This window comes from Pseudonocardia sp. WMMC193 (genome assembly GCF_021728735.1).
In the GTDB taxonomy this organism is placed as follows: domain Bacteria; phylum Actinomycetota; class Actinomycetes; order Mycobacteriales; family Pseudonocardiaceae; genus Pseudonocardia; species Pseudonocardia oroxyli.
Map to the genome: position 1 here is coordinate 1 of NZ_JAKKDO010000003.1, position 13,314 is coordinate 13,314.

Consider the following 13,314-nt stretch of genomic DNA (forward strand, 5'->3'; position numbering starts at 1 on the left):
CCGTCGTGGCGTAGGAGATGTCCAGATAAGTGGTGGCCTGCAGTTCAGCCAGGCGACCTGGGAGGACTTCGGCGGCACCGCGCACGCCCCGCGCGCCGACGCCGCGACCAGGGAACAGCAGATCGCGGTCGCCACGAAGGTCCGCGACCAGCGCGGCGGCTACGGCAGCTGGCCCGCCTGCGCCCGCAAGCTCGGACTCCCGCGATGACCCCCGCGACGACCCCCGAACAGACCCTCGCGAGCACCCCCGCGATGAGTCCCACGATGACCCCCGCACCTGGGAGCAGCGCCCCGCCGAGCCCCGCCTACCCTTGGGGGTCATGACCCCGCCCGAGCCCCCCGCGCCGTCGTCCGAGGGGGGCGCGCGCATCGGGAACCGCTACCGCCTGGAGGAGCGCATCGGCGCCGGGGCGATGGGCGCGGTGTGGCGCGGGACGGACGAGCTGCTCAACCGCACCGTCGCGATCAAGGAGCTGATCGTCGCGGGCGCCCCGATGGGCCACGGGAACGACGCCGCCGAGGAGTCCCGCCAGCGGCTGCTGCGCGAGGGCCGGATCGGGGCGCGTCTGCAGCACCCGCACGTCATCAGCATGTTCGACGTCGTGGTGCACGACGAGCGGCCCTGGCTCGTCATGGAGTACCTCCCCAGCCGCTCGTTCGCGGTGGTCCTGGGGGAGAAGGGCCCGATGACGCCGAAGGACGCCGCGGCCGTCGGCGTGCAGATCGCGGACGGGCTGGCCGCGGCGCACGCGGCCGGGGTGGTGCACCGCGACATCAAGCCCGGGAACGTCCTGATCGCCGAGGACGGCCGCGCCAAGATCACCGACTTCGGCGTCTCCCGCGCCGTGGACGACGTGCAGCTCACCCGCACCGGCATGATCGCGGGCACCCCGGCCTTCCTCGCCCCCGAGGTGGCGCGCGGCCAGGAGCCGACCAGCGCGTCGGACGTGTTCGCGCTCGGCGCCACGCTCTACGCCGCGGTCGAGGGCGAGCCGCCGTTCGGACTGGACGACAACGCCTACGCCCTGCTCCACAAGGTCGCGACCGGCCGCATCCGCCCGCCGGAGCACGCGGGCGCGCTGACCGCCCTGCTCATGCGCCTGATGGCCAACGAGCCCGGCGACCGGCCCACCGCGTCGCAGGCCAGGGACGCCCTGTCCGCGATCGCGGCGGGCGGGTCCGCGGCCGGGATGGTGGCGACGGCGCCGGTCACGCAGGTCGCCGCAGTAGCGTCCCCGCCGCCGCCGGAGGGTCCGCGCACCCTCACCGACCTGCCCGCCGCGCCCCCGCCGAGCACGCCCCCGACCCGCCGCCGGTGGGTCCCGATCCTCGTCGGCGTGCTGGCCGTGCTGGTGGTGGGCGCCGGCGTCCTGATCGGTGCGCTGCGCGCGAACACCGGGCAGCAGGAGGACCCGCCGCCGGTCGCGGCGGGGCCGACCACCACGGCCGCGCCGCGCACCACCACCGCCGCGCCGACGACCACGACGCCCCGCCCCACCACCACGACCCCGACGACGACCCCCGCGAGCGACGGCGCGGTGGCCTTCGTGCAGGACTACTACGGGCTGCTGCCCGAGGACCCGGACGCCGCGTTCGTACGGCTCAGCCCGCAGGCGCAGGCGGCCTCGGGCGGGATCTCCGGCTTCCGGAACTTCTACGCGGGCATCCGGGACGTGCAGGTGCAGAACGCCCGCAGCTCGGGGAACGGCCAGGTCTCGGCCACCATCGTCTTCACCAGGGCGGACGGCTCCACCAGCAGCGAGCCCTACACGTTCACCGTGCAGGACGACCTGATCCAGTCCTTCTCGCGGGCCTGAGCGGACCGCCGCCTCACGCCGTCTGGGAGGCCGGTTCCTGCAGGTGCGCGGTGACCCACCCCACCACCTCGCGGACGAACTGCGCCCGGTGGGCGACGGCGTGGGTCTCGTGGCCCTCGTCGTCGAAGAGCAGCAGCCGGGGGGTGGCGCCGCGCTGCTCCAGGGCCGCGACCATGCGCAGCGCCTCGCCCAGCGGGACGTTCGTGTCGTAGCGCCCGTGCACCACCATCAGCGGGGCCCGGATCTCGTCGACGGCGTGGATCGGCGACAGCGAGCGCAGCAGCTCGCGGTCCGCCACCGGGTCCCCGTACTTCGTGGTCGCCGACGACGCGATCCACGGCTCGGTCTCGGCGTAGAAGGTCTCGAGGTCGCTCATCCCGCACACGTCCACACCCACCGCGAACAGCGACGGGAACCAGGCCAGTGCGACGAGCGTGAGGTACCCGCCGTAGGACCGCCCGGACACCCCGATCCGGTCCGGGTCCGCGAGCCCGGACGTGCGCAGGAACGTGACGGCCGCCCGCACGTCGGTGATGGCGGTGAACCGCTGGTCCAGGTCGTCCGCCTGGGAGAACGCGCGGCCGAACCCGGCCGAGCCGCGGACGTTCGGCGCGAAGACCTGCACCCCGGCCGCGACCAGCGCCTGGAACAGCGGGTGGAACACCGGCCGTTCCTGCGCCTCCGGCCCGCCGTGCAGCCAGATCAGCGTGGGCGCCGCGCCGTAGGCGGTGTGGGGCCGGAACAGCCAGCCGGTCAGCCCGAGCCCGTCCTCGCCGCGGAACTCGTGCAGCGTGGGTTCGACGAAGTCCTCGACCACCTCGATCTCGCCGGGGAGCACCGCGACCGGCTCGGCCAGGGGCACGTCCAGCGCGATCCGCGTGATGCCCGGCGGCATCGTGGGGCCCTCCGACGCGACGAGCAGCGTGTGCCCGTCCCGGGTGAACGCCAGCCCGGTCACGACGTCCCCGGGCTGGTCGGAGACCGGGGAGGAGAGCCCGTCCCGCAGGTCGACGAGCTCCAGCTCGCTGCGTCCGTCGACGTTCCAGGACAGCACGGCGCGGGCGCCCGCGGGGTCGAGCGCGTAGGCGTCCAGATCGTCTCCGCCGCGGGCGGCGACCTCCCAGGCCAGGGAGACGTCGTCGTCGGACACGGTGCAGGCGAGCAGCGCGGGGCGGTCCCGACCGGCGTCGGTGTGCAGGTAGAGGACGGACCCGGTGACGCCGAACCGCGCGTCCGCGACGGTGGCGTCGTGGCCGGGCAGCAGCTCCACCCGACGCCCGGTCCACAGGTCGATCAGCTCCAGGCCGCGGCGGCCGCGCCGCCCGGTCCGCACCACGACGATCCGTCCGTCCCGGCTCACCGCGCACACCACGGCGGCGGGCCCGGAGGCGAGGACCGTCGAGGACCCGTCCCGGACGTCGACGAGGCAGGCCGTGCCGTCCCCGTCCGGGCCGTAGATCGTGACGCCGACCTGGCGTCCGCTCGGCGACCACGCACCGAGGGTGACCGCGAGCGACCCGGCGGCGATCTCGCGGCGCTCCACCCCGTTCGGCGACAGCAGCAGGACCCGCGTCCGCTCCCCGCCGCCGGGGGCGATCTGCACGGCCAGCCACGCGCCGTCCGGCGACCACGAGAGGGCCACGACGTCGCAGGCCACGGTCGGGTCCACCTCGGTGTCCAACGGCGCGGCGGGCTCCTCGCCGAACGGCGCCACCCACGCCCGCGGCCGCCCGTCCCGGTCGGAGATCCAGGCCAGCAGCGTGCCGTCGGGGGACGGCAGCGGGGACCGGTAGGAGGGGACGATCAGCTGATCGCCGAGGTCACCGGCCAGTTGGGCGCGCCGCCGTTCGGTGAAGCTCTCCACTCATATCCCCCTCTCCTGCAACCACATCTCCAGCAGTGCTACCTGCCACAACGCGTTCGAACCCAGGTTGGTGCGCTGCGTGTTCGGATCCGCCAGCATCCGCTCCAGCCAGTCGCTGCGGACCAGCCCCCGGGCCTTGGCCACGGGATCGGTGACGGCGGCACGCACCCGTTCGAGGAACGGCCCCTCCAGGTGCCGGATGGCCGGTACCGGGAAGTATCCCTTCGGCCGGTCGATGACCGCGTCCGGGACGACGCCGCGGGCCGCCTTCTTCAGGACCCCCTTGCCGCCTTCGCTGAGTTTCAGTTCTGGTGGGCACGCCGCCGCCAGCTCCACGAGCTCGTGGTCCAGGAACGGGACCCGTGCCTCGAGCCCCCAGGCCATGGTCATGTTGTCGACGCGCTTGACCGGATCGTCCACGAGCATGATCGTGCTGTCCAGCCTCAGTGCCGCATCCAGTGTGCGCTCCGCCCCCGGCTGCGCGAAATGTGAGGTGATGAACGCGCGGCTGGGATCGTGGTCGAGCAGCCACTCGGGTTCGAGGATGGAGGCCAGGTCGCTGTGCGGCCGGTCGGTGAACACGGCCTGGTAGGCCTCCACGGCCTGGTCCCGCGGTGTGGCGGCCAGCGGCGGGTACCAGTCGTAGCCGGCGAACACCTCGTCGGCGCCCTGCCCGCTCTGCACGACCGTCACCGACTTGGCGACCTCCTCGCTGAGCAGGTAGAACGCCACACAGTCGTGGCTGACCATGGGCTCGGACATCGCCGTGATCGTGTCGTCGACGGCGGGGAGCATCCGGGCGGGGTCGACCAGGATCTGCTGGTGGTCGGTCCCGAACTCCTTGGCGACGATGTCGCTGTACTCGAACTCGTCGCCCTTCTCCCCGCCGGCGGCGTGGAAGCCCACGGAGAAGGTCTTGAGGTCCCGCTGCCCCTCCTGCGCCAGCAGCGCGACGATCAGGGACGAGTCGAGGCCGCCGCTGAGTAGCACCCCGACCGGCACGTCCGCGACCATCCGGCGCCGGACGGCGGCGCGCAGCCCCTCGAGCACGGCCTCGGTCCAGTCCGGCACGGACAGCCGTCGCTCGTGGACGGGGGTCCAGTAGACGTGGTCGGAGAACGTGCCGTTCGCCTCGTAGGTCCGCACGGTGGCGGGCGGCAGCTTCCGGACGCCGTTCAGGATCGTCCGCGGCGCCGGCACCACCGAGTGGAAGGTCATGTAGTGGTGCAGCGCGACCGGGTCGATGGACGTGTCGACCTCGCCCGCCGCCAGCAGCGCCGGCAGCGAGGAGGCGAACCGGATCCGGCGCGGGCCGGGGGAGTAGTACAGCGGCTTGATCCCCAGCCGGTCGCGGCCCAGGACGAGCCGCCCGGTGTCCCGCTCGGACACCGCGAACGCGAACATCCCCTTGAAGTGCTCCACACAGGCCGCGCCCCAGTGCGCGTAGGCCTTGAGCACGGTCTCGGTGTCCGAGTTCGAGAAGAACGTGTGCCCCGCGGCCTCCAGCTCGGTGCGCAGCTCGCGGTAGTTGTAGATGCAACCGTTGAACACCACGGCCAGGCCGAGCGCCGAGTCGACCATCGGCTGCGCCCCGCGCTCCGACAGGTCGATGATCTTCAGCCTGCGGTGCCCCAGCGCGACCGGCCCCGCGGCGTGCACCCCGGTCCCGTCCGGCCCCCGCCGTTCGAGGGCCTTGGTGATCCGCGCGACCACCGCCGGATCCGCCGCCTCCCCGTCGAACCGCATCTCGCCCGCGATACCGCACATGTGCCACTCCCTACCCGTGCGCGGCGAGTGGTGCCAGAGCACCACTCGCCGCGCACGACCTCAGCGCAAGATCCAGGTGTCCTTCGCCCCGCCGCCCCGCGACGAGTTGACGATCAGTGAGCCTGCCGGCGCGACCCGGGACAGGGTGGCGGGCACCACGTCGAGGTGCGCGTTGCCGCCGTACTGGCTCTGGAAGACGAACGCGCGCAGGTCGACCGCGCGCGGCTCCAACCGGCGCCCCGAGAAGGTCGGGTGCGTGGAGAGCTGCACCATGTCCTGCGCCACCCACCGCGCGGGCTCGGCGCGGATCTGCTTCTCCACCTCGGTGAGCTCGGAGCGCTCGGCGTGCGGGCCGATCACGATCCCGCTGCCGCCGTAGCCGTCGACCGGCTTGAGGACGAGCTCGTCCAGCCGGTCGAGCACCTCGGCGCGCCGCGCGTCGTCGACGCACGGGTAGGTCGGCACCGAGTCGAGCAGCGGCTCCTCGCCGAGGTAGAAGCGGATCATGTCCGGGACGTAGGCGTAGACCAGCTTGTCGTCCGCGAGCCCGTTGCCCAGGGCGTTGAGCAGCGCGACCCGCCCCTTGGCGACGGCGGCGGCCAGGGCCCGTCCGATCGGGCGCATGTCCGCGCCGCGCGAGGACATGAGGTCCTTCTCGTCCATCCGACGGTAGAGCGCGGAGAGCCGCCGCTTGCTGCCGACCGACACCAGGTAGACGCCCTCGTCGGTGACCTGCAGGTCCCGCGGGGTGACCACCGGGACCCCCATCTGCGTGGCGAGCAGCTCGTGTTCGAAGAACGCGGAGTCCGACGGGCCGGACGAGAGCAGCGCCACCTCGTCGTGCCCCGGGGTGCCGGTCTCGGTGGCGGAGAGCAGCGCGGCCCGCAGCCGCCCGGGCACGTCCTCCAACCCGACGACGCCGGTGGGCGGCTCGAGATCGCTCATCACCGACCGCACGAGCCGCCGGGACATGATCGAGTACCCGATGCCCGAGGGCACCCGCAGGTTGTCCTCCAGGACGAGCCAGTGGTCCGGGGCGTCTCGGACCAGGTCGATCCCGGCCACCGCGATCCGGACGACGTCCGCGGGCACGATCTCGCCGTTGCGGTGCCTGCCGGGTGCGTTGTCGAGCACGGCGGCCGGCACGATCCCGTCCCGGACGATCCGGCGGTCGCCGTAGGCGTCCCGCAGGAAGTGCTCGAGGGCCTGGACGCGCTGGCCGAGGCCGGGTTCCAGCGTCTGCCAGTCGTCCGCCGTGATGATCCGCGGGACCAGGTCCAGCGGGAACAGCCGACCGTCGTCCCCGAAGGTGACGCCGCGGGCGCGCTGCTCGGTCGCCAGCGCGGCCTCGGCCGCGACCAGGCCGCGCGGCCCGAGCCGGTCGAGCGCCCGGAACATCCAGCCGTAGGCGGGCAGCACGGTGCCGCCGTCGGAGACGGCCTCGTCGAAGGTGGCGGGGTGGTAGTCCTGCAGCAGGGCCTGGGCCAGCGGCGCCTCGACCGGCGGGTCGATCGCCAGCAGCCTGCCCTGGGTGTTCTCGATCAGGGCGTCGACGACGTCCACCAGCTCGCCGCGCCGCCCGTACATCCGCCGCTGCCGGGCCGCCCCGGACCCGCGCAGCAGCGTGCCCTGGGACAGCTCCAGGACCTGCTCCCAGTCGCCGAGCTCCTCCAGCTGCGGGCGCAGGCTCTGCACCAGCTGCCCGACGAGCAGCGGCGGGCTGACGAGCGTGGGCCCCGCCAGGTCGACGAGGTCGCCCTCCAGCCCGGACCGGGCGGCCCGCCAGGCCGCGGCCCGCAGCAGCTCCTGGCTGACCGCGGGCAGCGGCTGCCCCGCGTCGATCTCCTCGCGCGCCCGGCAGACCAGGGCACGGAACAGCCCGGCGATGAGCACGACGTCGTCCACCTCGGTGCACGCGTCGCACACCCGCAGCTCGACGGTCGGCACGTGCGCGCTGGGCCGGATGTCGAAGTAGAGCATCCCCGGGTCGGAGATGGTGCCGCTGGCGATCAGCTGAGCCACCATCGCGTCGTACTCGGCGCCCGTCTCGACCATCGCCGGCGGCCCCGCCGTGGGCCAACGCGACCACACCATGCTGCGGTAGCTGGCGTAGCCCGTGTCGTGCCCGCGCCAGTACGGGGAGCTCGCGGAGATCGCGAGCAGGATGCTCAGATACGGCGCCACCCGCCGCACGACCTGCACCGCGGTGTCCCGGTCCGGCACGTCCACGTGCACCTGCGCCCCGCAGATGTGCTGCTCGCGCACCAGCATCTGGTACTCGTGCTGCATCTTCTCGTAGCGGGCGCCCGCGGAGATGTCGTCCCCGGTCAGGTCGACGAGCGGGACGGTGCCCGCCGCGACGATCCCGAGCCCGCGCGGGCTCGCCACCGACTCCAGCCTGGCGCGGAGCCTGCGGAGGTGTCCGCCCAGCTCGTCGAGGGTCTCGCAGACCGGGGTGTTGGTCTCGACCAGCGAACGCTGCAGCTCCCGCGCGAACTCCGCCCCGTCGAGCTCGGGGAGCAGGACGTCGACCTCCGGCGCGGCGCGCCGGGTCGTGAGATCCACGACGTGGAACTCCTCCTCGACCCCGAGAAGGGGTCTCCCGGCGGCACTCATGCGAGTGACGCTAGGTGCGAATTGTTACGGGCGCATAGCCCCCAGACGGCCGCCACACCCGCTTGTACCCACCCCGGCGCCCCCTCAGCCGTAGGCCGCCTCGAAGAACGCCAGCTCCAGATCCACCGCCTCGCCGAACCGCCTGCTCACCCGGACGACGTGCGACGAGTGCGCGGCGGCCCGGTCGAACTCGGCCCGCAGGAAGTCCACCCACGCCGCGAACGCGGGGCCCCGGTGCAGGTCGATCCACTCCGCGGCGATCGGGTCGGCGGGCGTCGGCGCGTCGCGCGCCGCCCAGTCGAGGTAGAGCCACTCGGCCACCAGCAGCACGGCGAGGATCTCGGCGTAGCTCGCGTCCGCGCGCGCGGTGTCCATCAGCTCGACGAACCCGCGGGTCGGGGCGGCGAGCCCGGCCGTGGCCTCGGTTTCGGCCGAGACGCCGAGCGTGCGGAACGAGGACAGGAAGAACTCGTGCTCGTCGCCCGCGACCAGCCCGACCTGGCGGGCGTGGACCACCCGCGCGGCGGGATCGTCGCAGGTCGCGACGGCCGCGCCCATCAGGGCGAGGAACGCGTCGCAGAACTGGAAGTCCTGCACGAGGTAGCGGGCGAGGACCGTCCGGTCCACCGTGCCCGCCCACAGCTCGTCGACGAACCGGTGCCCGACGGCGGCGGCCCAGGTCTCGGCGTGGGTCCTGCGGAGCTCTTCGGAGAACGACACGGGGATCAAGTCTCGCCGACGACCGTCGCGTACTCGTCGGGGGTGTTGACGTTGACCAGTGACCGCAGCGCGGGATCGGCCGCGGCCAGCGCGGGATCCGCCAGCAGCTCCGCGGCCTCCACCCGGCGGACGTCGACGGTCGCGAACAGGTCGGGCGGTCGGCTGCGGCCCGCGGTGAGCAGGTCGGCGACGGTCGCGGCGAGCCCCACCCGGTACGCCGCGGCGAGGGGCTGGTGGTGGCCGTGCGCCACCGGGAGCAGCACGTCGTGGTCCCCGAGCAGGTCCAGCACCCGCCGGACGTAGGCCGGGTGCAGCAGCGGGAGGTCCACCGACGCGACGAACGCGGCGTCCGCCCGGCCCGCCACCGCGGCGAGCCCGGTCGCGATGCCCTGCAGCGGCCCGCGCCCCGCGACGGGGTCGGCGACGGTCTCGGCGCCGGTCGCCGGCAGGTCCTGCCCCGGCGCCCCCACCACGACCACCGGCCCGACGACGCCGCCGACGGTCGCGACGACGTGCGCCAGCAGGGGCGTGCCGCGCCAGTCCAACCACGCCTTCGACCGGCCCATCCGGGACGAGCGTCCACCCGCCAGCACGATCCCCGCCGCCCGCACCCGGTTCCCCCTGTCGTCGCCCCGCCGCACGGCTGCCAGCATGCCGCAGGCTCCTGCCCGGCCCGGCCCTGACGCTCGGGACGCCCAAGCACCGCTCAGCGACGCTTGGGACGCCCAAGCGTCAGCCGCCACCCACCACCGGAGCCGCGATCCGCATCACCCGCCCGTCCGCGCCCAGCTCCCCGCCCAGCATCTCCACCTCGCCCGCCGCGACCCGCTCGGCGGTCCAGGCGCAGGCCAGGGCGTCGAGGCAGTCGTCGAGCCGGGCGCCTGCGGGGAGGTCGGTGAACACCGACGGCGACACCCAGGTGCCCAGCGCGGCGAGCCGTCTGCCGACCCCGCGGGCCGTCTTCTTCGAGGCGAAATCACCGGGGAGCAGCCCGCGGAACGCCAGCTCGGGCGAGGCCTCCACGACCGTCGGCGGCAGGTCGACGGACAGCCAGTCCAGGATCTGCCGCCGGATGTTCCAGGTCTGGATGCTGATGCCCTTGCCGGTGAGCCGCCGCGCCACCGCGACGGCCTCGGCGTGCGAGGCGGCCTGCAGCACCGGCAGCGGGGGCGCCGGGAAGATCGACGACCGGGCCCGGCCCAGCCGGGCCGCGGCCAGCCCGTCGCACGGTCGCCACCCGGACACCGGCACCGCGAGCGGGATGTCGACCGCCACCGCGTCGCAGCCCGCCGTCAGCGCGACGACCTCGGCGGCCGAGACCACGACGTCCCACCGGACGGGTGCGAGCCGGACCACGACCCACCCTCCGGGCACCCCGTCCACACCGGCGACCCTCATGAGGCAGGATTCTCGTCGTGCGCGTCTACCTCGGCAGTGACCACGCCGGTTTCGAGCTCAAGGCGGCCCTGGTGAAGCACCTGGGCGGCAAGGGATACGACGTCGTGGACGTCGGCGCCCTCACCTACGACCCGGAGGACGACTACCCCGCCTTCTGCATCGACACCGCGCGGAAGGTGGTGAACGACCCGGGCAGCCTCGGCGTCGTCATCGGCGGGTCGGGCAACGGCGAGCAGATCGCCGCGAACAAGGTGAAGGGGATCCGCGCCGCCCTGGCGTGGAACGTCGACACCGCGAAGCTGAGCCGCGAGCACAACGACGCGCAGGTCGTCGGGATCGGCGCCCGCCAGCACACCGAGGCGGAGGCCTTCGCGATCGTCGAGGCCTTCCTCGCCACCCCGTTCAGCCACGGCGAGCGCCACCAGCGGCGCATCGACCAGGTGTCCGCGTACGAACGTGCCTGAGGGCCACACCCTCCACCGGCTCGCCCGCAGGCACCAGAAGCTCTTCGCGCGCAGGCCCGTGCGGGTCACCAGTCCGCAGGGCCGCTTCGCCGACTCCGCCGCCCTGCTCGACGGCCAGGTGCTCACCCGCGCCGAGGCCCACGGCAAGCACCTGTTCCACACCTTCGCCGCGGACCTCGTGGTGCACGTCCACCTGGGTCTCTACGGCACGTTCGACGAGGGCGAGCTGCCCGCGCCGGAGCCTCGCGGACAGCTGCGGATGCGGCTGGTCGGGGAGACCCACTTCGCGGACCTGCGCGGCCCCACGGCGTGCGAGCTGCTCACCCGCGCCGAGGTGAAGGCCATCCGGGAGCGTCTCGGCCCCGACCCGCTGCGCCGGGACTTCGACCCGGACCGGGTGTACGCCCGGCTCGCGAGGAGCTCGAGCCCGCTCGCCACGCTGCTGATGGACCAGAAGGTGATCAGCGGCGTCGGGAACGTGTACCGCGCCGAGCTGCTGTTCCGCCACCGCCTGGACCCGCAGACCTCCGGCCGGGCGCTGGACCGGGGCACGTGGGACGCGATGGCCGCGGACCTCGTCGCCCTGATGAAGGACGGCGTGCGGAAGGGCCGGATCGACACGGTGCGACCGGAGGACGACCCCCGGCGCAAGGGGCTCGCCCCGCGGAAGGACCGCCACGGCGGCGAGGTGTACGTCTACCGCCGGGCCGGGCTGCCCTGCCACGTCTGCGGCACCACCGTGCTGACCGTGACCCACCAGGCCCGCAACCTGTTCTGGTGCCCCACCTGCCAACCCTCGTGAGCGGCGATGGTCGCCCTGGCGACCATCGCCGCTCACGGGTCGACGCGCGGGATCGGCGGGGTGCGGGCAGGCTCGGGGGATGCCCGAAGGCCACACCGTGCACCGCATGGCCCGCCTGCAGCGCCGCCGGTTCGCGGGGGCGCCGGTCGCGGTGAGCAGCCCCCAGGGCCGCTTCGCCACGGACGCCGAGCTGGTCGACGGCCGGGTGCTCGCCGCCGTCGAGGCGCACGGCAAGCACCTGTTCCAGCACTACGGCCCGGATCTCGTCGTGCACGTCCACCTGGGTCTGTGGGGTCGGTTCCCCAACCGGCGGCTCCCCCTGCCGGAGCCGCGGGGCCAGGTCCGGATGCGGATGGTCGGCGAGACCCACTACGCCGACCTGCGTGGACCCTCGGCCTGCGCGGTGCTCACCGACGTCGAGGTGAAGGCCATCCGCGCCCGCCTCGGCCCCGACCCGCTGCGCGCCGACGCGGACCCGGAGGAGGCCTGGCGCCGGATCTCGCGCTCCCGCGCGCCGCTGGCGTCGCTGTTGATGGACCAGAGCGTGATCGCCGGGCTGGGGAACGTCTTCCGGGCCGAGACCCTGTTCCGGTGCGGCCTCGACCCGCAGCGGGCGGGCCGTGACCTCGGCCGCGAGCGGTTCGACGCCCTGTGGGCCGACCTGACCGACATGCTGCGGGCGGGGGAGCGGGCGGGCCGGATCGAGACGACCTGCGTGCCCGGGGGCGACGACGGGAACAGCGCCTGCGCTGGCGCGGTCTACACCTACCGCCGCGCCGGGCGCCCCTGTCTGGTGTGCGGCACCCCGATCGCCCGCACGACCCACCAGGGCCGCAACCTCTTCTGGTGCCCCCGGTGCCAGGCGGCGGACGACCCCGGAAAGCACTGACCGGCCCGGGACTGAGCGCTCCGGGCCGGTCTGTGTCGCATGGCCGGTCGTGCCGGCCGAGGTCTGCTCCGAGCATGGATTACCCGATCATCGGATTCGCAAACCCCCGATGATCAGAAGTCGAACCCTCCGCCGAAATCTCCGCCCCCGCCGAAGTCGCCTCCGCCGAAGTCCCCGCCACCGAAGTCGCCACCGCCGTCGCCGCCCATGTCGCCGCCGTCGGCCCCCATGTCACCGCCGCCCATGTCCTCGGCCTGCGCGTCCGCCAGGCCCTGCTCGTAGCCGCCCGCGTAGGCGCTGCCTGCCATGCCGGAGAACATCGCGCTGAACAGCAGCGCCGACCCGACACCCCAGGCGCCCGCCACCAGCGCCGGCTTCCACCACGGCTCGGAGTACCAGCCCGCCGGGACCGGCCGCCCCGCGACGTTCCCGCCCGGGTAGTAGTGCGAGTTGCGGTCCGAGGGGTTCGGCGAGGCGCTGTAGCTCTGGCCCTCGACGTCGACGTTCCGCTCCTCGGTGACCGCGCCCGCGCGCTGCTGACCGGGCAGCGGCGGCAGCTCGGGGCCGGGGTCCATGTCCATGGCCAGCCGCGCGGCCCGGACGTAGTAGAGGCCCTCGTAGGCGGTCTCGGTCACGCCGCGGGCCTGCGCCGGGGTCTTCGCCTGCTCCATCTGCGAGCCCGCGGCGTTGTAGCGCTCGGACGCGTCGGCGAGCGCCTGCTTCGCGGCCTCGTTCGTGCCGATCAGGTTCAGCACCTGGCCGCCGAGGCGCTCGAGCCAGCGGCGCGCGTCGGACTTGGCGTCCTCCAGCTGTGCGGCCTGGCCCGCGCCACGGTTGCGGACCAGCCAGATGACACCACCCACCACGGCGAGCAGGATCAGAATGGTCACGAGGTCCACGGGTCTCTCTCCCTGTACTCCGAATCGTCTACGGAGATAACGGACGAAAGCCCGCGTCCGTTCCCGGGGCTACCCTGC

Annotated in this window: 11 protein-coding genes and 1 pseudogene; 5 read left to right on the forward strand and 7 right to left on the reverse strand. The window is 73.9% G+C overall.

Annotated features, from left to right (window positions below; translation table 11 throughout):
- The coding region (locus L3X23_RS01280) for a transglycosylase family protein (RefSeq protein ID WP_305080922.1) at window positions 1-208 on the forward strand (208 nt) is incomplete at its 5' end.
- 112 nt (window positions 209-320) lie between these two features.
- A complete protein-coding gene (locus L3X23_RS01285) occupies window positions 321-1,817 on the forward strand; it encodes a serine/threonine-protein kinase (RefSeq protein ID WP_237190142.1) in 1,497 nt (498 codons plus the stop codon).
- A 13-nt stretch (window positions 1,818-1,830) separates the two neighbouring features.
- Here L3X23_RS01285 and L3X23_RS35935 read toward each other — a convergent pair whose 3' ends face one another.
- The 6 genes and pseudogenes from L3X23_RS35935 to L3X23_RS01315 all read right to left on the reverse strand — a co-directional run bounded on the left by L3X23_RS35935 (window position 1,831) and on the right by L3X23_RS01315 (window position 10,182).
- Window positions 1,831-3,681, reverse strand: coding sequence for a prolyl oligopeptidase family serine peptidase (locus tag L3X23_RS35935; RefSeq protein ID WP_237190143.1), 1,851 nt, complete (start codon window positions 3,679-3,681; stop codon window positions 1,831-1,833).
- Window positions 3,682-5,448, reverse strand: coding sequence for an N-acetylglutaminylglutamine amidotransferase (locus tag L3X23_RS01295; RefSeq protein ID WP_093089040.1), 1,767 nt, complete (start codon window positions 5,446-5,448; stop codon window positions 3,682-3,684).
- 60 nt (window positions 5,449-5,508) lie between these two features.
- Complete coding sequence (locus L3X23_RS01300) at window positions 5,509-8,064, reverse strand: carboxylate--amine ligase/circularly permuted type 2 ATP-grasp protein (protein WP_237190144.1); 2,556 nt, start codon at window positions 8,062-8,064, stop codon at window positions 5,509-5,511.
- A gap of 150 nt (window positions 8,065-8,214) precedes the next feature.
- Window positions 8,215-8,784 (reverse strand): annotated as a pseudogene (locus L3X23_RS01305) (TenA family protein); the annotation flags it as partial.
- Window positions 8,785-8,789: 5 nt separating this feature from the next.
- A complete protein-coding gene (locus L3X23_RS01310; protein WP_237190146.1) occupies window positions 8,790-9,437 on the reverse strand; it encodes a molybdenum cofactor guanylyltransferase in 648 nt (215 codons plus the stop codon).
- Between the two features lie 79 nt (window positions 9,438-9,516).
- A complete protein-coding gene (locus L3X23_RS01315) occupies window positions 9,517-10,182 on the reverse strand; it encodes a DUF429 domain-containing protein (protein ID WP_237190147.1) in 666 nt (221 codons plus the stop codon).
- A gap of 17 nt (window positions 10,183-10,199) precedes the next feature.
- Between L3X23_RS01315 and L3X23_RS01320 the strand changes: the two genes are divergently transcribed.
- The 3 genes from L3X23_RS01320 to L3X23_RS01330 all read left to right on the forward strand — a co-directional run bounded on the left by L3X23_RS01320 (window position 10,200) and on the right by L3X23_RS01330 (window position 12,337).
- Complete coding sequence (locus L3X23_RS01320) at window positions 10,200-10,646, forward strand: ribose-5-phosphate isomerase (RefSeq protein ID WP_237190148.1); 447 nt, start codon at window positions 10,200-10,202, stop codon at window positions 10,644-10,646.
- A complete protein-coding gene (locus L3X23_RS01325; RefSeq protein WP_237190149.1) occupies window positions 10,639-11,448 on the forward strand; it encodes an Fpg/Nei family DNA glycosylase in 810 nt (269 codons plus the stop codon). Before L3X23_RS01320 ends, L3X23_RS01325 begins: the two co-directional genes overlap by 8 nt.
- 79 nt (window positions 11,449-11,527) lie before the next feature.
- Window positions 11,528-12,337: an Fpg/Nei family DNA glycosylase gene (locus tag L3X23_RS01330; RefSeq protein WP_237190150.1), complete on the forward strand. Its 810-nt coding sequence runs from the start codon at window positions 11,528-11,530 to the stop codon at window positions 12,335-12,337.
- A 113-nt stretch (window positions 12,338-12,450) separates the two neighbouring features.
- Here the strand turns inward: L3X23_RS01330 and L3X23_RS01335 are convergent, their stop codons facing one another.
- Window positions 12,451-13,236: a hypothetical protein gene (locus L3X23_RS01335; RefSeq protein ID WP_237190151.1), complete on the reverse strand. Its 786-nt coding sequence runs from the start codon at window positions 13,234-13,236 to the stop codon at window positions 12,451-12,453.
- Window positions 13,237-13,314: the final 78 nt, after the last annotated feature.

What these genes read in the sequence shown, in the direction of transcription:
- L3X23_RS01315 (WP_237190147.1), bottom strand. Translation starts at nt 10,182, where the DNA reads ATGAGGGTCGCCGGTGTGGACGGGGTGCCCGGAGGGTGGGTCGTGGTC.
- L3X23_RS01285 (WP_237190142.1), top strand. Translation starts at nt 321, where the DNA reads ATGACCCCGCCCGAGCCCCCCGCGCCGTCGTCCGAGGGGGGCGCGCGC.
- L3X23_RS01330 (WP_237190150.1), top strand. Translation starts at nt 11,528, where the DNA reads ATGCCCGAAGGCCACACCGTGCACCGCATGGCCCGCCTGCAGCGCCGC.
- L3X23_RS01295 (WP_093089040.1), bottom strand. Translation starts at nt 5,448, where the DNA reads ATGTGCGGTATCGCGGGCGAGATGCGGTTCGACGGGGAGGCGGCGGAT.
- L3X23_RS01300 (WP_237190144.1), bottom strand. Translation starts at nt 8,064, where the DNA reads ATGAGTGCCGCCGGGAGACCCCTTCTCGGGGTCGAGGAGGAGTTCCAC.
- L3X23_RS01310 (WP_237190146.1), bottom strand. Translation starts at nt 9,437, where the DNA reads ATGCTGGCAGCCGTGCGGCGGGGCGACGACAGGGGGAACCGGGTGCGG.